The following is a 16,652-nucleotide window of genomic DNA, read 5'->3' on the forward strand; positions in this document are numbered from 1 at the left end:
AGCTTCAGCGTTCTACTTGCATGTATTAGGCACGCCGCCAGCGTTCATCCTGAGCCAGGATCAAACTCTCATTAAAATAATTGTTTGTCTTAAACTCATTCTGTCACTGACAGATTTATTGTTTTTTCATTGTTCAGTACTATAACCTTAGTTATAGTGCCCTGCACATTGGTTCGTCTTGTTCAGTTTTCAAAGGTCTTTGTCGCTCTCGCGCGACAACTATATTAGTATATCACGACCATGAAAACTTGTCAATATCTTTTTTCTATTTTTTTAAATTTTTTGTTGTTTTTTTGATTTTAAAAAAAGAAATGCTGTTAAATCAGCATTTCCCAAGCTCTTTTATGATTTCTTCGAGATAAACCTCTTCTTGGTTTCCACGATCCATCAATCCTCTTTTTGATATTTTTAACAGATCTAACGAATATTGTTTAATTTTCACCAATTCACTTTCAGTTAACTGTTTTTTCGAATATTGCCTTCTTAATTCTTTCGGATTTTCTTTACTAAAATCAAAAACTATATTTTGAGCTAAATACTCGTTTAATTCTTTGATATTATGATGCAATCCGACATGAAATGCAATTGGTGCAAATGTTTTATTTAATGGTTGAGTACAAACACTTCTATATTCGATGGTTCCTCTTGTTGTTAAATCTTGAAAATGGTAGCTTCTATGATTCTTTAGGTCCTCTTCTTGCGGTTTTATTTCTTGTCTAGTTCTATCTAAGCGATAGGCTACTATTTTTTCTTTTGCGAGATAATCCTCTACTCTAATAGGTTCGAAATATAAGATTTCATTCTCACGATAAACATAAAACAAGGCTGTCTTCGCTAAATATTCTAGAAAGTCCTTTTCATTTATGAACGCTTTAGGATTTACACCAACATTTTCCTGATAATAGCCATGCATGGAATCTTCCCAGAAAATATCTCTTGAGATCTTCGTATCCCAGTCTTCTCCATCGAAAATGGAATTAGCAAACAGATATGCTTTTGCTGGCTCTACCTTATTCATCGCATTAATTATTTCCAAGTAATTCGTTCTTGAAACATCTAATTGTACTTGATTGCCACAAATAAAGGTTCCATAGTCTGGATAATGATGGAATCGATGGTTAGGATCTTGTCCAGATAGTTGTAAGAATTGAATCAGCATTTTATAACGATCAATTTTTACAGGTTGATTTTCATTTATTCTCCAATAAGGATGGATGCCTTTTCCTTCTATTTGATGCTGCCTCTCTCTTAAGAATGGTTGAATGATTCCTAAATAGTGTTGAAACCGGCTTTCGACTTCTTGGATGGTTTTAGTCTTTTCAAAAGCAAATTCAATGGTATTGTAAGATAACTCAAATACAATTTGATCTTTGTTTATTTTATGTTGTAACTGGACTGGATTCCCATCTTCATCTTGTTTAATCGCAATAAAGTCTTCAACTTCTTGCAGATGCTTAAAAAGAGCTTTTGTAACCAGTACATCCGTTTTATTCCCCATTGTATTTACGATTGGAAATTCGAGTTCAACCCCAATGTACTGCTCTGGATTATCTTTTAGCGAGGCAAGGTAACGCTTTGCCAATAATTGTTGGGTAAGTGCTTGTGATTTTTCTTTTACTATCATAACTCTTCTATTATATCAAAAAAACGCCTGCTTACGAAATTGTTTTAAATTAAAGCAATTTCGTAAACAAGCGTCTACCATTTACCTCAATATGATGAGTGTTACCGCTAGGATAAATCCTAGCGGCAGACCAGAGCTAGACTAAGAAGAACCGTTTAGTCCTTCCAACATCATAACACTCAACAAAATTGATGATTTTATACTAATTCGATAATTGCCATTGGCGCAGCATCCCCACGACGTGGTTCAGTTTTAAGGATACGAGTATATCCACCATTGCGCTCAGCATAACGTGGTGCAAGTTCAGAGAACAATTTTTGAAGTGCAGTTGTTTCTGAATATTTACCAGTTTCTTCATCAAAGTTTTGTGATGCAACTTCGTTACGTACGTAAGCAGCTGCTTGACGACGTGCATGCAAGTCACCACGTTTACCTAAAGTAATCATTTTTTCAACTGATTTACGGATTTCTTTTGCACGTGCTTCAGTTGTTACGATTGCTTCATTGATGATAAGATCTGTTGTCAAATCACGAAGCATTGCTTTACGTTGTGAGCTAGTGCGTCCTAGTTTACGGTAAGCCATGTATTCCTCCTCTATTTATCATTTTTTAGCCCAAGGCCTAAATCGGCAAGCTTAACTTTAACTTCTTCGAGACTCTTACGTCCAAGGTTACGAACTTTCATCATTTCTGGTTCAGATTTTTCTGTCAAATCATACACAGTATTGATACCGGCACGTTTCAAACAGTTATATGAACGAACAGAAAGATCCAATTCTTCGATGGTACGTTCTAGTACTCGATCATCTGATGCTGTATCTACTTCCTTCATAACATCTGCCGCAATTGCGATTTCTGTTAAGTTCGTAAAGAGGTTAAGGTGTTCTGTCAAAATACGAGCAGATAAACCTAAAGCATCTTCTGGAATAATTGTTCCATTTGTTAAGATTTCAAGGGTTAGTTTGTCAAAACCATCGTTGCTACCAACGCGAGCTGGTTCAACTTGGTAATTAACTTTTGTCACTGGCGTATAGATTGAATCTACAGCAAGTGTACCTACTGGTGCATCATCTTTCTTATTCTGATCAGCTGGAACATAACCACGACCGCTGTTTACAGTCATAGTTGCTTTGAAGCTTGATCCTTCACCGATTGTAAAAAGATAATGATCAGGGTTTACAATTTCAATATCACTATCTGTAAGAATATCTCCAGCAGTTACTTCTGCAGGACCTTCTACATCAAGTTCAATAATCTTTTCGTCTTGGACGTAAGATTTTACAGCGATCCCTTTAACGTTAAGAATGATTTGCATAACGTCTTCACGGACACCTGGAACTGTATCAAATTCGTGCAATACACCTTCAATATTAATTGAAGTAACAGCAGCACCTGGAAGTGAAGCTAATAATACGCGACGAAGAGAGTTCCCTAGTGTTGTACCATAACCACGTTCAAGTGGTTCTACTACAAATACACCGTAATCTTTATTTTCATCAATTTTTGTTATATTTGGTTTTTCAAACTCAATCATTTGCTATACTCCCTCTGAAACGAAAAGCTGTGTAATTGTTGATGATTATACACGGCGACGTTTTGGAGGACGAGCACCATTGTGTGGCACAGGAGTCACATCGCGGATTGCAGTAACTTCAAGACCAGCAGCAGCAAGAGCACGAATAGCAGACTCACGACCAGAACCAGGACCTTTAACAGTAACTTCTACTGATTTAAGACCATGTTCTTGAGCTGATTTTGCAGCAGCTTCTGATGCCATTTGTGCAGCAAATGGTGTAGATTTACGAGAACCTTTGAAACCAAGAGCACCTGCAGATGACCATGCAATTGCGTTACCATGCACATCAGTAATCATAACAATTGTGTTATTAAATGTTGCGTGAATATGAGCAATACCTGATTCGATATTCTTTTTCACACGACGTTTACGTGTTGGTTTAGCCAAGATTTTTACCTCCTTATTTTATTTTCTTATTTTTTCTTACCAGCAATCGCAACAGCTTTACCTTTACGAGTGCGAGCATTGTTTTTAGTGTTTTGTCCACGAACAGGAAGTCCACGACGGTGACGGATACCACGGTATGAACCGATTTCCATCAAACGTTTAATGTTCAAGTTCACTTCACGACGAAGGTCACCTTCTACTTTAATTGCGTCAACTTCACGACGGATAGCATCTTCTTGATCTGGTGTAAGGTCGCGAACACGAATATCTTCAGAAACGCCTGCAGCAGCAAGAATTTTCTTAGATGTTGGAAGTCCGATACCGTATACATAAGTCAATGAAATTACTACACGTTTGTCATTTGGAATGTCAACTCCAGCAATACGAGCCATGTTTTCTCCTTTCTATCTTATCCTTGACGTTGTTTGTGTTTTGGATTTGCTGGGCAAATTACCATAACACGACCATTACGACGAATTACTTTACAGTATTCGCAAATTGGTTTGACCGATGGTCTTACTTTCATTTTTATCCCTCCAAGTTTTTCGATTATTTAAAGCGGTATGTGATGCGTCCACGTGTCAAATCGTACGGACTCATCTCCACTGTAACACGATCTCCCGCTAAAATACGAATATAGTTTTTACGAATTTTACCAGAAACTGTTGCTAAAATCTGATGTCCATTTTCAAGTTCAACCGTAAACATAGCATTCGGCATCGTATCGACTACCTTGCCTTCTACTTCAATCACATCGTCTTTTGCCACGCAAAAGTACCTCCATAAATTTCGATTCATTCCTCTGAGCACAGAGGTAACAATTATAAGTCAGACTAATTCATTGTATCACTTGTTGTCAATTATTGCAAGCAACTAAAACGTTTTTATTTCAAATTCTCTAAGACTTTTTGGATATCCTTAAAGACGTCGTTAATATCTTGGTTTCCTTCGATATCATGGACTAAACCTTTTGCACGATAATGAGCAAGAATCGGCTCACCTTGAGCGATATTCACATCCAAGCGGCGTTTAACTGTTTCTGGTTTATCGTCCTCACGTTGGTAATAGTCTTCTTCCTTGTAATCAGCTGGTGGGTTGAATACTTTATGGTAGGTTTCTCCTGTTTCGCGGTGAATAATACGACCGCTCAAGCGTTCAAGAAGGCAAGATGGATCCACTTCGATGTTGATTACACCCTCAAGTTCAAGGCCAAGATCTACCAAAATTTGATCCAAAGCATGTGCTTGTTCAATCGTGCGAGGAAAACCGTCTAAAAGGAATCCTTTTTCCATAATATCGTCTTGAGCCAAACGTTCTTTTACAATCCCGTTGGTTACATCATCCGGCACCAATTCACCTTTATCGATGAATGATTTTGCCAACACACCCATTTCGGTTTGATTGGCCATTGCAGCACGGAACATATCCCCTGTTGAGATATGTGCAACTTGAAATTGTTCTACAATTTTAGCTGCTTGCGTCCCCTTACCTGCTCCAGGCAATCCCATGATTAATAAATTCATAATCATTTGCTCCTTATTTTGTTTTTAAATAAGCCTGTTACAATTTAACAAACTTATTTAAAAACAAAATAGAAGGTTGACAATGTCAACCTAATTCTATTCTGTTGTATCCATGAAACCAATGTATTTGCGTTTCAACAAGTAACCTTCTAATTGTTTCATTCCTTCAATACCAGTCGAGATGATGATCAAGAGACTAGTTCCTCCGAGGGCAACTGTATCTGTCAGACCAAAGATATCCCGAGCAAGGATTGGAATAATAGTGATAAATCCAAGGAATAGAGAACCGACCGTAGCCAAACGTCTAAGAAGACGTGACATGTAGTCTTCTGTTCCCTTACCAGGACGCACACCTGGAATGTAAGCACCACTCTTTTGTAGATTTTCCGCAGTTTTTTCTGGGTTAATCTGTACAAATGTGTAGAAGAAAGTAAACAAAATGATTAGCAAAGCATACATTGCTACACCAGTAGGTGTATTGGTTGCTAACATAGATTGTGCTGTTCGAACCCATCCAGCATTGTAACCCATGGCACTAATGACCTGGAAAATTGCTGCCGGTGCAGCCGTGATCGAACTAGCAAAGATGACAGGAATAACTCCAGCTGGGTTTACCTTCAATGGAAGATATGAGCTAGATGGTGCTCCTTGTGCAATCTTTGTGTATTGGATTGGAATTTTATACTGAGCTTGTTCCACAAAGGTTGTGAAGTAAATGATCACTAATACCGCTAAGATTAACAGACCTACGAAAATTAGTGAATTAGTCAATTGTCCAGAACGAACGTTAACAAATGAATCTTCATAAACACCTTTGATCATCTCTGGAATTGAAGAAACAATCCCCGCAAAGATAATCATAGAAACACCATTTCCGTATCCTTTGTCTGAAATCTGTTCTCCTAACCAGGTCACAATCATCGAACCTGTCGTTAAAATTGCACCAATTAAGATGTAGGTTTCAACGTTTGGTGTCGACACTAATTTAGCCTGTGACAAGGTGTGGAAAGTAGCTGTAATTCCAATGGATTGAACGAAAGCTAGAACCAAAGCGATATAACGTGTTGCCTGATTCAACTTTCTCCGTCCAACTTCTCCTTGTTTCCCCCACTCAACAAACTTTGGAAGCAAGTCCATTTGAAGGAGCTGAACAACGATGGAAGCCGTGATGTAAGGACTCACCCCTAGGGCAAAGACAGAGAAGTTTCTCATGGCATTCCCTGACACCAAGCTCATCATATTCAAGAAGGAAACATCTTGTAAGTTGTTAAGGATTTTCGCATTCACACCAGGAACCGTAATCGTGGTTCCGATTCGAAAAACAAGTATGATAAAAATGGTAAATAAAATTTTTGATCTTACTTGTTTTACCTTAAATGCATCTTTTAATAATTTAAAGAACATAGGTCACCCCTCTTAGATGACTTCTACTGAACCACCTTTAGCAGTGATAGCTTCTTCAGCTGATTTAGAGAATTTAGCTGCCTTAACAGACAATTTCTTAGTCAATTCCCCGTTACCAAGAATTTTAATCCCTGATTTTTCAGCTTTTACAATACCTGCTTCAACAAGTACAACTGGTGTTACTTCAGCACCATCTTCGAAGACGTTCAACTGATCAAGGTTTACAATAGCATATTCTTTAGCGTTGATGTTTGTAAATCCACGTTTTGGAAGACGACGGAACAATGGAGTTTGTCCACCTTCAAAACCAAGACGTACACCGCCACCGCTACGAGCTTTTTGACCTTTTTGACCACGGCCAGAAGTTTTACCATTACCAGATGAAGTACCACGACCAACACGGTTGCGGACTTTACGTGAACCTGCAGCAGGTTGTAATTCATGAAGTTTCATTATTTAATTTCTCCTCTTTTGTAAATTGCTAACGCATGCAATCAGGAAAAGGTGTCCTGACTACAAACTCGCCTATACTTATATTTAGTTTTAGGGGATGAGAAATTTCCCATACCCCTGAAAACCTTGTTCTATTATAAATAGATTATTTTACTTCTTCAACTGTTACCAAGTGAGATACTGCAGTGATCATTCCACGTACTGCTGGGTTATCTTCTTTAATAACAGAGCTGTTCAATTTGCCAAGTCCAAGTGCTACAACAGTTTTACGTTGTGACGGGATGCGTCCGATTGGAGACTTAGTCAAAGTAATTTTAATTTGAGCCATTTGAATCTCCTTTCTTAAGCCAAGTCAGAAACTGAAATACCACGAAGGGCAGCAACTTCTTCAGCGCGTTTCAATTGTTTCAAACCTTCAACAGTTGCACGAACAATGTTGATTGGAGTGTTTGATCCAAGTGATTTAGATGTTACATCTGCAATACCTGCCAATTCGACAACGGCACGAACTGCACCACCTGCAGCAACCCCAGCCCCTTCGATAGCTGGTTTCAACAATACACGAGCTCCACCAAATACTGATGTTACTTCGTGTGGAATTGTTGTTCCAACCATAGGAACTTCAATCAAGTTTTTCTTAGCATCTTCTACTGCTTTACGGATTGCTTCTGGTACTTCTTGAGCTTTACCTGTACCAAAACCAACACGTCCGTTACGGTCACCAACAACTACAAGAGCTGCAAAGCGAAGACGACGTCCACCTTTAACAACTTTTGTAACACGGTTGATGGCAACTACACGTTCTTCAAGTTCAACTGCATTGTCTTTAAATGCCATTTTCTAGTGTCCTCCTATTAGAATTTCAATCCGTTTTCACGAGCTGCATCAGCCAAAGCTTTAACACGTCCGTGATATAGATATCCACCGCGGTCGAACACCACTTCAGAAATACCTTTAGCAACTGCACGTTCAGCAACAAGTTTGCCGACAACAACGGCTTGTTCAGTTTTAGTTCCTTTTGAAACTTCTTTGTCAAGAGTTGAAGCGCTTGCGAGCGTTACACCCGCTACGTCATCAATTACTTGAGCGTAGATGCCTGTATTAGAACGGAATACGTTCAAACGTGGGCGATCAGCAGTTCCAGAGAGTTTTCCGCGAACGCGACGGTGGCGTTTTTGACGGATTTTATTTTTATCTGGTTTCGAAATCACAATTTTCACCTCTTAATTTTAAAATCATGTGCTAAGCACTGAGTTGGAAAATAGGTGGGTGGTTGATAGACAACCACTCAACATTATTTACCTGTTTTACCTTCTTTACGGCGAACGAATTCACCAACGTAACGGATCCCTTTACCTTTGTAAGGTTCTGGTGAACGAAGGCTCCGTACGTAAGCAGCTGTTTGACCAACTACTTCTTTTGAAATTCCGCTGATAACGATAGTCGTTGGGTTTGGAAGTTCAAAAGTAATTCCTTCTGGAGCTTCAACTTCGTCTGGGTGAGATTTACCAACAGCCAAGACAAGTTTGTTTCCTTGAAGTTGTGCACGGTAACCAACCCCGCGCATTTCAAGTTCTTTCTTGAATCCTTCTGATACACCAACAACCATGTTGTTCAAAAGGGCACGAGTAGTTCCGTGGATGGTTTTCATTTCTTTTGAATCGTTTGGACGGTGAAGAGTTACTTCAGTTCCTTCCACACGGATTTCAATATCTTTTGAGAACTCACGAGTAAGTTCTCCTTTAGGTCCTTTTACAGTTACTACGTTGTCCTTGTTAGTGAGTTCAACACCAGCAGGCAACACGATAACTTTATTACCAATACGTGACATGTTTTTATTCTCCTGTTAAATTGTCAGGCCATGACGGCCAGTTTTCACGGGGTTTAAATCTTTTTGATTTAAAAATTAATGTTTAGGTCTCAATTTCTAAGTGAATCGAGGCATCGTCTCGCAGGCATAACTTTGAGTTAGGCAAGAGACGATAACGAAGAGTCACAACGAAATTGGGAGCTAAATATTACCAAACGTAAGCGATAACTTCCCCACCAACGTTCTTTTGGCGTGCTTCTTTATCAGTAAGCAAACCTTCAGAAGTTGAAAGGATAGCAATTCCAAGTCCGTTAAGAACTTTTGGAAGATCTTCACGTTTTTTGTAAACACGCAAACCTGGTTTAGAAACACGTTTCAAGTTCGTGATAACTTTTTCACCGTTTGCTCCGTATTTCAAGAACACGCGGATGATTCCTTGTTTGTCATCTTCGATCACTTCAACGTTTTTTACAAAACCTTCGCGTTTAAGGATTTCAGCAATCCCTTTTTTGATGTTTGATGCAGGTACTTCAAGTACTTCGTGTTTTGCTTGGTTAGCGTTACGAATACGAGTTAGGAAGTCTGCGATTGGGTCAGTCATAACCATTTTATATTTCTCCTCTTACTAGTAGTTTGAAATTTTCACTTGCTAGTTAATGATTGAGCTAAGCTCAAAATATGTTTCTAGGTTTCAATTCCTAAGTGAGTCTAGGCATCTGCTTGCAAGCATAACTTGAGTTAGGCAAAAGCAGATAACGATGATTCACGACGGGATTGAAAGCTAGAATTACCAAGATGCTTTAGTGACACCAGGAATTTGTCCTTTGTATGCCAATTCACGGAAGCAAACACGGCAAAGTTTAAACTTGCGGTAAACTGAGTGTGGACGTCCACAACGTTCACAGCGAGTGTATGCTTGAGTAGAGAACTTCGCTGGGCGTTTGTTCTTAGCAATCATAGATTTTTTAGCCATTAGTTTTACCTCCTATATTATTTTGCAAACGGCATACCAAGGCCAGTAAGCAATGCACGTGATTCTTCGTCTGTGTTCGCAGTAGTTACGATTACGATATCCAAACCACGAGTTTTATCAACATCATCAAAGTTGATTTCTGGGAAGATCAATTGCTCTTTCACACCAAGTGTGTAGTTTCCGCGTCCGTCAAATGATTTTGTTGGAACACCGTGGAAGTCACGAACACGTGGAAGTGAAACTGAAACCAATTTGTCCAAGAATTCGTACATACGTTCGCCACGAAGAGTTACTTTCGCACCGATCGCTACACCTTCACGAAGACGGAAGCCGGCGATTGATTTTTTAGCTTTTGTGATAAGTGGTTTTTGACCTGAGATCAATGCCAATTCTTCAGCAGCTTTCTCAAGGTTTTTAGCGTTAGAAACAGCGTCTCCAACACCCATGTTCAAAACAATCTTATCAACTTTTGGCACTGCCATAACTGATGAGTAGTTAAATTGTTCAGTCAAAGCTGGAACTACTTCATTAAGGTATTTTTCTTTTAAACGATTAGCCATTATACTTCTCCTTTCCTTCGTGATTAGTCAAGCACTTCGCCTGATTTTTTGTTATAACGAACTTTTTTGCCGTCTACGAATTTGTAGCCAACACGTCCAGCAACACCGTTCTTGTCCAAGACTTGAACGTTTGATACGTGGATTGGAGCTTCTTTTTCGATGATAGCACCTTGAGGGTTTTCGTTATTTGGACGTTGGTGTTTTTTAACAAGGTTTACACCTTCAACAACAACTTTATTTACTTTTGGAAGAGCAGCAACGACTTTAGCTTCAACACCTTTGTCTTTACCAGCAATTACACGAACTTTGTCGCCAGTTTTTACAAACATTTTATTCTCCTTTTATTCTTACGCCCGATGGGCACCCTGGCCAATGAGCCAGGGGACTGTGTTTGTGATTTTTTTAAAAATTAAAGTACTTCTGGAGCAAGTGATACGATCTTCATGAAACCACCGTCACGCAATTCGCGAGCGACTGGGCCAAAGATACGAGTTCCGCGAGGAGTTTTGTCTTCACGGATGATCACTGCAGCATTTTCGTCGAATTTGATGTATGAACCATCTTTACGACGAGCACCTGATTTAGTACGAACGATAACAGCTTTTACAACGTCACCTTTTTTAACCGCACCACCAGGAGTAGCTTGTTTTACAGATGCCACAATAACATCACCGATGTTTGCAAATTTACGTCCTGAACCACCAAGAACTTTGATAGTCAAGATTTCGCGAGCACCGCTGTTGTCTGCGACTTTCAAACGAGTTTCTGTTTGAATCATTTCAGTTTTCTCCTTTCAGGTTTGATTAGATGATAACCGCTTCTTCAACAACTTCTACAAGACGGAAGCGTTTTGTAGCTGAAAGCGGACGAGTTTCCATGATACGAACGATATCGCCTTCTTTGGCAACGTTGTTTTCATCATGAGCTTTGTATTTTTTAGAATAGTTGATACGTTTACCATAGACTGGGTGGTTACGTTTAGTTTCAACTACAACTGTGATTGTTTTGTCCATTTTGTCAGACACAACGCGTCCAACAAGAACTTTACGATTATTGCGTTCCATTGAAATTCTCCTTCCCTAGTCTATTATTTAGCTTCTGATTGAACAGTTTTGATACGAGCGATTTGTTTTTTCACTTCTTTCAAACGTCCAGTTTGCTCCAATTGACCTGCAGCAGCTTGGAAACGAAGTTCAAACAATTCTTTTTTCAATTCATTTTCACGCTTCGCGAGTTCTTCTTGAGAAAGACCACGAAGTTCTTTAACAAATTCTTTTACTTCTGTAAGTTTCATGACCTCTCCTTATTTTGCTTCACGTTTTACGAATTTACATTTAACTGGCAATTTGTGGCTTGCAAGACGAAGCGCTTCGCGAGCGATCTCTTCAGATACACCAGCAACTTCAAACATTACTTTACCACGTTTAACTGGTGCTACCCAACCTTCAGGTGCCCCTTTACCAGATCCCATACGTACCCCGATAGCTTTAGCGGTGTATGATTTGTGTGGGAAGATTTTGATCCAAACCTTACCACCACGTTTCATGTAACGAGTCATGGCAATACGAGCAGCTTCGATTTGGCGGTTAGTGATCCAGTGGCTAGTTGTAGCCTGAAGACCGTATTCACCGAATGATACTTCTTTTCCACCTTTTGCTTCACCGCGCATTTTACCACGGAATTCGCGACGGTGTTTTACACGTTTAGGTACTAACATTGGTTATTTACCTCCTTTAGCGTCTTTACGAGCTGGAAGAACTTCACCACGGTAGATCCATACTTTAACACCAAGTTTACCGTAAGTTGTATCTGCTTCTTCCCAAGCGTAATCGATGTCTGCGCGAAGTGTGTGGAGTGGAACTGTACCTTCAGAGTATCCTTCAGCACGGGCAATATCTGCACCGTTCAAACGACCTGATACTTGGGTTTTGATTCCTTTAGCTCCTGCGCGCATAGTACGTTGGATCGCTTGTTTTTGAGCACGACGGAAAGCCACACGTTGCTCCAATTGACGAGCAATTCCTTCACCAACAAGGTGAGCATCCAAGTCAGGACGTTTGATCTCGATGATGTTGATGTGAACTTGTTTACCTGTCAATTTGTTAAGAGCTGCACGAAGTGCATCGACGTTTGCTCCACCTTTACCGATTACCATACCTGGTTTAGCAGTGTGAAGTGAAACGTTAACTTTGTTTACTGCGCGTTCGATTTCAATAGTAGAAACCGCTGCGTCAGCTAATTCTTTTTGAATAAATTTGCGGATTGCAAGATCTTCATGAAGGTAATCCGCGTATTCTTTTTCAGCATACCATTTGGCATCCCAATCACGGATGATGCCGACACGCATTCCAATTGGATGTACTTTTTGACCCACGATGTTACCTCCTTATTTTTCTGTCACAACCACTGTGATGTGGCTTGTGCGTTTGTTGATTGGTGAAGCTGAACCTTTCGCACGTGGACGGAAACGTTTCATCGTTGGTCCTTCGTTTGCGAATGCTTCAGATACTACCAAGTTTGCTTTTTCCAAACCAAAGTTGTTTTCAGCGTTTGCTACTGCTGAGTTCAACACTTTCAAGATGATTTCAGCTGCTTTGTTTGGAGTGAATTTCAAGATTGCTACTGCATCGGCTACGCTTTTACCACGGATGTTGTCAAGAACAAGACGTGATTTACGAGGTGAAACACGCACTGTACGAGCCATTGCTTTAGCTGAAGTAATTTCTGCCATTTATGTTCTCCTTATTTTCTACGTGTCTTCTTGTCATCTGCAGCGTGACCTTTGTAAGTACGAGTTGGTGCAAATTCACCAAGCTTGTGACCTACCATGTCTTCTTGGATGTAAACAGGTACGTGTTTACGTCCGTCATAAACTGCGATAGTGTAACCAATGAAACTTGGGAAGATCGTTGAACGACGTGACCAAGTTTTGATAACTTTTTTCTTTTCGTCGTTAGCTTGAGCTTCAACTTTTTTCATCAAATGCTCATCGACGAAAGGTCCTTTTTTAAGACTGCGTCCCATTTTATTATTTTCTCCTTTAAATATAGTACCACAGCGGCTTGCGCTCACAAGGAGCGCTACCGAGCTGGCGGATCATCTAGCGCTTAAGCGACTAGTTCTAAATTATTTCTCGTTGCGACGACGAACGATAAGTTTGTCTGATTTCGCTTTCTTGTTACGAGTTTTAAGACCAAGAGCAGGTTTGCCCCATGGAGTAGATGGCGCTTTACGACCAACTGGTGCTTTACCTTCACCACCACCGTGTGGGTGATCATTCGGGTTCATTACAGAACCACGAACTGTTGGACGGATACCCTTCCAACGGCTACGACCAGCTTTACCAAGGTTTACAAGTCCATGTTGTTCGTTTCCGACAACACCAACTGTAGCACGACAAGTACCAAGGATCATACGAACTTCGCCTGATTGAAGACGAACAAGAACATATTTACCTTCAGAACCCAATACTTGAGCAGAAGCTCCAGCAGCACGTACCAACTCTCCACCACGACCTGGTTTCAATTCGATGTTGTGGATCAAAGTACCAACTGGGATGTTAGCAAGTGGAAGAGCGTTTCCGACTTTGATATCTGCTTCTGGACCTGAAACGATACGTTGACCAACTTCAAGACCTTTTGGAGCAATGATGTATGCTTTCACACCGTCAGTGTAGTGTACCAAAGCGATGTTTGCAGAACGGTTTGGATCGTACTCAATTGTTTTTACAACTGCTTCAACGTTATCTTTGTTACGTTTGAAGTCGATCAAACGGTAATGACGTTTGTGTCCACCACCTTGGTGACGAACTGTGATACGTCCGTTGTTGTTACGACCTGCTTTGCTCTTCAATGAAACGAGCAAAGATTTCTCTGGTGTGCTTGTTGTGATTTCAGCGAAATCCAAAGAAGTCATATTACGGCGACCGTTTGTTGTTGGTTTATAAACACGAATTCCCACGATATTTCCTCCTTAGATTATTCAGCTTCAGTAGCGAACAACTCGATTGCCTTTGAATCAGCTGTAAGCGTGATGATAGCTTTTTTAGTTTTTGAAGTAAAACCAGTGTAACGTCCAACGCGTTTAGCTTTTGGTTTTACGTTTACAGTGTTCACATTCGCAACTTTTACACCTTCAAAGGCAGCTTCAACAGCTTGTTTGATCAAAAGTTTGTGAGCGCGAGTGTCAACTTCGAATACATATTTGCCTGCTTCAAGTTGAGCCATTGACTTTTCAGTGATAACAGGTTTTTTGATAACATCATACAAATTCATTATGCAAGAACCTCCTCGATTTTAGAGATAGCTGCTTGAGTAACAAGAAGTTTGTCACTATTTGCGATGTCAAGAACACTTGCAGTTGTAGCAGTCGCAACTTTCACGTTTGGAAGGTTACGAGCTGAAAGAGCTGCGAATTCGTTTCCTTCTTCAAGAATAACAAGGACTTTAGAATCGATGCTCAAAGCTGCAAGAACTTTTGCAAATTCAGCAGTTTTTGGAGCTGTAAATTCAAGAGAATCAACGGCTACAAATTTGTTTTCAGCAACTTTTTCTGAGTAAACAGATTTAAGTGCAAGGCGACGAACTTTTTGAGGAAGTTTGTACGCATAGCTACGTGGAGTTGGTCCGAAGACGATTCCACCACCACGCCATTGTGGAGAGCGGATAGAACCTTGACGAGCACGTCCAGTTCCTTTTTGACGCCATGGTTTGCGTCCGCCACCTGAAACAGCTGAGCGGTTTTTAACTGCGTGAGTTCCTTGACGAAGGCTAGCACGTTGGCTGATGATCACATCAAATACAACTGCTTGGTTTGGTTCGATACCAAAGATCGCATCGTTAAGAACAACTTCGCCCGCTTGTTTACCAGTTTGGTCGAATAATGTTACATTTGCCATTTTGACTGTATTCCCCTTTCCTTATTATTTACCAGCTTTAACTGCTGACTTGATAGTGATAAGAGATTTCTTAGCACCTGGTACGTTACCTTTAATAAGGATAACGTTCTTTTCTGGAACAACTTGTACAACTTCAAGGTTTTGAATAGTTACACGATCTCCACCCATGCGTCCTGCAAGGTTTTTACCTTTGAATACGCGGTTAGGTGCAACAGGTCCCATAGAACCTGGACGACGGTGGTAACGAGAACCATGAGCCATAGGTCCGCGTGATTGTCCGTGGCGTTTGATAACACCTTGGAAACCTTTACCTTTAGAAGTACCAGTTACATCAACAATGTCTCCAGCTTCGAAAGTATCAACTGTGATTTCAGCACCAACTTCCAAGCCTTCAACGTTTTTGAATTCACGAATGAAGCGCTTAGGAGCCGTGTTAGCTTTTGCTACATGTCCTTTAGCAGGTTTGTTGCTCAATACTTCGCGTTTGTCATCAAAACCAACTTGGATAGCGTTGTAACCATCTGTTTCAACAGTTTTAACTTGAAGAACAACGTTTGGAGTTGCTTCGATAACTGTTACAGGGATCAATTCGCCAGCTTCAGTGAAGATTTGAGTCATTCCCACTTTTTTCCCTAAGATTCCTTTTGTCATGAGAAAATAGTTCCTTTTCTATAGTTTTTTATTCAAAAAGTTTTTAACGAGCGTTTTTTATGCTCAAGGTATCAAGCTTTAGATTAAAGTTTGATTTCTACGTTTACACCACTTGGAAGATCCAATTTCATCAAAGCGTCAACTGTTTTTTGAGTTGGGTTGATGATATCGATCAAACGTTTGTGTGTACGCATTTCGAATTGTTCGCGAGAATCTTTGTATTTGTGAGTCGCACGAATGATTGTGTAGAGGCTACGCTCAGTTGGAAGTGGGATTGGACCCGCAACTTGTGCACCTGTACGAGTAGCTGATTCTACGATTTTTGCAGCCGCTGTGTCAAGTGTACGGTGTTCGTACGCTTTCAAACGGATGCGGATTTTTTTGTTTGCCATCTTTTTCTCCTTTTCGTCTATTTAAGATAATAGGCTAGCTCCACAAGAAAACCGACGCGCGTTGCGTGGCAATGCAACCGAGCGTGTCGCAACCTCTTGCATCAAAGCTAATAGCTGTTTTTCACAGCACCATAGTAGTTTAACACAATGAAAGCCCCAATGCAAGGAATTTGAGCAGATTTTTTTCGTTTTTTTGATGAAAGTGTTTTCGAAAGAAAAAGCGTGCTAAAAAAGTTGCTATTATATAGAAAAAAGGGAGCGAGACAGAACAAATTTATTTCCAAATTTGTTCGTCGTCTCGCCCCCGCACAGTTGATTAGGTTATCTTTGGAGCTTAACAAGCGAACAAAGATACCAATCAACCACTGCGTCTATCAGTTATTTCTATTATTCTAAGATGGC

30 protein-coding genes and 1 rRNA gene are annotated in these 16,652 nt (G+C 40.1%); all 31 read right to left on the reverse strand.

The window, feature by feature from the left end; genetic code table 11:
• Positions 1-76, reverse strand: a 16S ribosomal RNA gene (locus tag QM873_RS09560); the annotation flags it as partial.
• Positions 77-322: 246 nt separating this feature from the next.
• Positions 323-1,624 (reverse strand): glutamate-cysteine ligase family protein, encoded by a 1,302-nt coding sequence (locus QM873_RS09565; RefSeq protein WP_154854797.1) that lies wholly within the window; start codon positions 1,622-1,624, stop codon positions 323-325.
• A gap of 197 nt (positions 1,625-1,821) precedes the next feature.
• Complete coding sequence (rplQ, locus tag QM873_RS09570) at positions 1,822-2,208, reverse strand: 50S ribosomal protein L17 (protein ID WP_006595176.1); 387 nt, start codon at positions 2,206-2,208, stop codon at positions 1,822-1,824.
• An 11-nt stretch (positions 2,209-2,219) separates the two neighbouring features.
• Positions 2,220-3,158 (reverse strand): DNA-directed RNA polymerase subunit alpha, encoded by a 939-nt coding sequence (locus QM873_RS09575; protein ID WP_343094313.1) that lies wholly within the window; start codon positions 3,156-3,158, stop codon positions 2,220-2,222.
• Positions 3,159-3,203: 45 nt separating this feature from the next.
• Entirely contained in the window at positions 3,204-3,587 is a 384-nt protein-coding gene (gene rpsK / locus QM873_RS09580) for a 30S ribosomal protein S11 (protein WP_001118385.1), read from the reverse strand.
• A gap of 26 nt (positions 3,588-3,613) precedes the next feature.
• Positions 3,614-3,979 (reverse strand): 30S ribosomal protein S13, encoded by a 366-nt coding sequence (rpsM, locus tag QM873_RS09585; protein WP_003009631.1) that lies wholly within the window; start codon positions 3,977-3,979, stop codon positions 3,614-3,616.
• 17 nt (positions 3,980-3,996) lie between these two features.
• Complete coding sequence (rpmJ, locus tag QM873_RS09590; RefSeq protein WP_001808836.1) at positions 3,997-4,113, reverse strand: 50S ribosomal protein L36; 117 nt, start codon at positions 4,111-4,113, stop codon at positions 3,997-3,999.
• 23 nt (positions 4,114-4,136) lie between these two features.
• On the reverse strand, positions 4,137-4,355 hold the full coding sequence (infA, locus tag QM873_RS09595; RefSeq protein WP_001029883.1) for a translation initiation factor IF-1: 219 nt from the start codon (positions 4,353-4,355) through the stop codon (positions 4,137-4,139).
• Positions 4,356-4,471: 116 nt separating this feature from the next.
• On the reverse strand, positions 4,472-5,110 hold the full coding sequence (locus tag QM873_RS09600) for an adenylate kinase (protein WP_414279204.1): 639 nt from the start codon (positions 5,108-5,110) through the stop codon (positions 4,472-4,474).
• Positions 5,111-5,206: 96 nt separating this feature from the next.
• Complete coding sequence (secY, locus tag QM873_RS09605) at positions 5,207-6,514, reverse strand: preprotein translocase subunit SecY (protein ID WP_023025007.1); 1,308 nt, start codon at positions 6,512-6,514, stop codon at positions 5,207-5,209.
• 12 nt (positions 6,515-6,526) lie between these two features.
• Positions 6,527-6,967, reverse strand: a complete 441-nt coding sequence (gene rplO / locus QM873_RS09610; protein ID WP_006595181.1) for a 50S ribosomal protein L15 — start codon at positions 6,965-6,967, stop codon at positions 6,527-6,529.
• A gap of 145 nt (positions 6,968-7,112) precedes the next feature.
• Positions 7,113-7,295 (reverse strand): 50S ribosomal protein L30, encoded by a 183-nt coding sequence (gene rpmD / locus QM873_RS09615; RefSeq protein ID WP_002894509.1) that lies wholly within the window; start codon positions 7,293-7,295, stop codon positions 7,113-7,115.
• A 14-nt stretch (positions 7,296-7,309) separates the two neighbouring features.
• Positions 7,310-7,804, reverse strand: coding sequence for a 30S ribosomal protein S5 (rpsE, locus tag QM873_RS09620; RefSeq protein WP_123160865.1), 495 nt, complete (start codon positions 7,802-7,804; stop codon positions 7,310-7,312).
• 17 nt (positions 7,805-7,821) lie between these two features.
• Positions 7,822-8,178, reverse strand: coding sequence for a 50S ribosomal protein L18 (gene rplR / locus QM873_RS09625; protein ID WP_003010871.1), 357 nt, complete (start codon positions 8,176-8,178; stop codon positions 7,822-7,824).
• Between the two features lie 83 nt (positions 8,179-8,261).
• Entirely contained in the window at positions 8,262-8,798 is a 537-nt protein-coding gene (gene rplF / locus QM873_RS09630; protein ID WP_023025004.1) for a 50S ribosomal protein L6, read from the reverse strand.
• Positions 8,799-8,985: 187 nt separating this feature from the next.
• Positions 8,986-9,384: a 30S ribosomal protein S8 gene (rpsH, locus tag QM873_RS09635; protein ID WP_006595183.1), complete on the reverse strand. Its 399-nt coding sequence runs from the start codon at positions 9,382-9,384 to the stop codon at positions 8,986-8,988.
• A gap of 180 nt (positions 9,385-9,564) precedes the next feature.
• The gene (locus tag QM873_RS09640; RefSeq protein ID WP_001085699.1) at positions 9,565-9,750 is read right to left on the reverse strand and encodes a type Z 30S ribosomal protein S14; all 186 of its coding nucleotides are present in this window, start codon (positions 9,748-9,750) and stop codon (positions 9,565-9,567) included.
• 17 nt (positions 9,751-9,767) lie between these two features.
• A complete protein-coding gene (gene rplE, locus QM873_RS09645) occupies positions 9,768-10,310 on the reverse strand; it encodes a 50S ribosomal protein L5 (protein WP_006595184.1) in 543 nt (180 codons plus the stop codon).
• Positions 10,311-10,333: 23 nt separating this feature from the next.
• Positions 10,334-10,639, reverse strand: a complete 306-nt coding sequence (gene rplX, locus QM873_RS09650) for a 50S ribosomal protein L24 (RefSeq protein ID WP_006595185.1) — start codon at positions 10,637-10,639, stop codon at positions 10,334-10,336.
• Between the two features lie 80 nt (positions 10,640-10,719).
• Positions 10,720-11,088: a 50S ribosomal protein L14 gene (gene rplN / locus QM873_RS09655; RefSeq protein WP_002894494.1), complete on the reverse strand. Its 369-nt coding sequence runs from the start codon at positions 11,086-11,088 to the stop codon at positions 10,720-10,722.
• Between the two features lie 25 nt (positions 11,089-11,113).
• Positions 11,114-11,374, reverse strand: a complete 261-nt coding sequence (gene rpsQ / locus QM873_RS09660; protein ID WP_000440801.1) for a 30S ribosomal protein S17 — start codon at positions 11,372-11,374, stop codon at positions 11,114-11,116.
• A gap of 23 nt (positions 11,375-11,397) precedes the next feature.
• Positions 11,398-11,604 (reverse strand): 50S ribosomal protein L29, encoded by a 207-nt coding sequence (rpmC, locus tag QM873_RS09665; protein ID WP_003002350.1) that lies wholly within the window; start codon positions 11,602-11,604, stop codon positions 11,398-11,400.
• A gap of 9 nt (positions 11,605-11,613) precedes the next feature.
• Entirely contained in the window at positions 11,614-12,027 is a 414-nt protein-coding gene (gene rplP, locus QM873_RS09670) for a 50S ribosomal protein L16 (RefSeq protein WP_023024998.1), read from the reverse strand.
• Positions 12,028-12,030: 3 nt separating this feature from the next.
• Entirely contained in the window at positions 12,031-12,684 is a 654-nt protein-coding gene (gene rpsC, locus QM873_RS09675; protein ID WP_006595187.1) for a 30S ribosomal protein S3, read from the reverse strand.
• A 12-nt stretch (positions 12,685-12,696) separates the two neighbouring features.
• A complete protein-coding gene (gene rplV / locus QM873_RS09680) occupies positions 12,697-13,041 on the reverse strand; it encodes a 50S ribosomal protein L22 (RefSeq protein ID WP_006595188.1) in 345 nt (114 codons plus the stop codon).
• Between the two features lie 11 nt (positions 13,042-13,052).
• The gene (rpsS, locus tag QM873_RS09685; RefSeq protein ID WP_000533766.1) at positions 13,053-13,334 is read right to left on the reverse strand and encodes a 30S ribosomal protein S19; all 282 of its coding nucleotides are present in this window, start codon (positions 13,332-13,334) and stop codon (positions 13,053-13,055) included.
• A 102-nt stretch (positions 13,335-13,436) separates the two neighbouring features.
• The gene (rplB, locus tag QM873_RS09690) at positions 13,437-14,270 is read right to left on the reverse strand and encodes a 50S ribosomal protein L2 (RefSeq protein WP_006595189.1); all 834 of its coding nucleotides are present in this window, start codon (positions 14,268-14,270) and stop codon (positions 13,437-13,439) included.
• Between the two features lie 17 nt (positions 14,271-14,287).
• Entirely contained in the window at positions 14,288-14,584 is a 297-nt protein-coding gene (locus tag QM873_RS09695) for a 50S ribosomal protein L23 (protein ID WP_006595190.1), read from the reverse strand.
• Positions 14,584-15,207, reverse strand: a complete 624-nt coding sequence (gene rplD, locus QM873_RS09700) for a 50S ribosomal protein L4 (RefSeq protein ID WP_003009591.1) — start codon at positions 15,205-15,207, stop codon at positions 14,584-14,586. Before rplD ends, QM873_RS09695 begins: the two co-directional genes overlap by 1 nt.
• A gap of 24 nt (positions 15,208-15,231) precedes the next feature.
• Positions 15,232-15,858, reverse strand: a complete 627-nt coding sequence (rplC, locus tag QM873_RS09705; RefSeq protein WP_003010846.1) for a 50S ribosomal protein L3 — start codon at positions 15,856-15,858, stop codon at positions 15,232-15,234.
• An 83-nt stretch (positions 15,859-15,941) separates the two neighbouring features.
• Complete coding sequence (gene rpsJ, locus QM873_RS09710) at positions 15,942-16,250, reverse strand: 30S ribosomal protein S10 (RefSeq protein ID WP_003009585.1); 309 nt, start codon at positions 16,248-16,250, stop codon at positions 15,942-15,944.
• Positions 16,251-16,652: the final 402 nt, after the last annotated feature.

This window comes from Streptococcus australis (assembly GCF_047463015.1).
GTDB lineage: Bacteria > Bacillota > Bacilli > Lactobacillales > Streptococcaceae > Streptococcus > Streptococcus australis_F.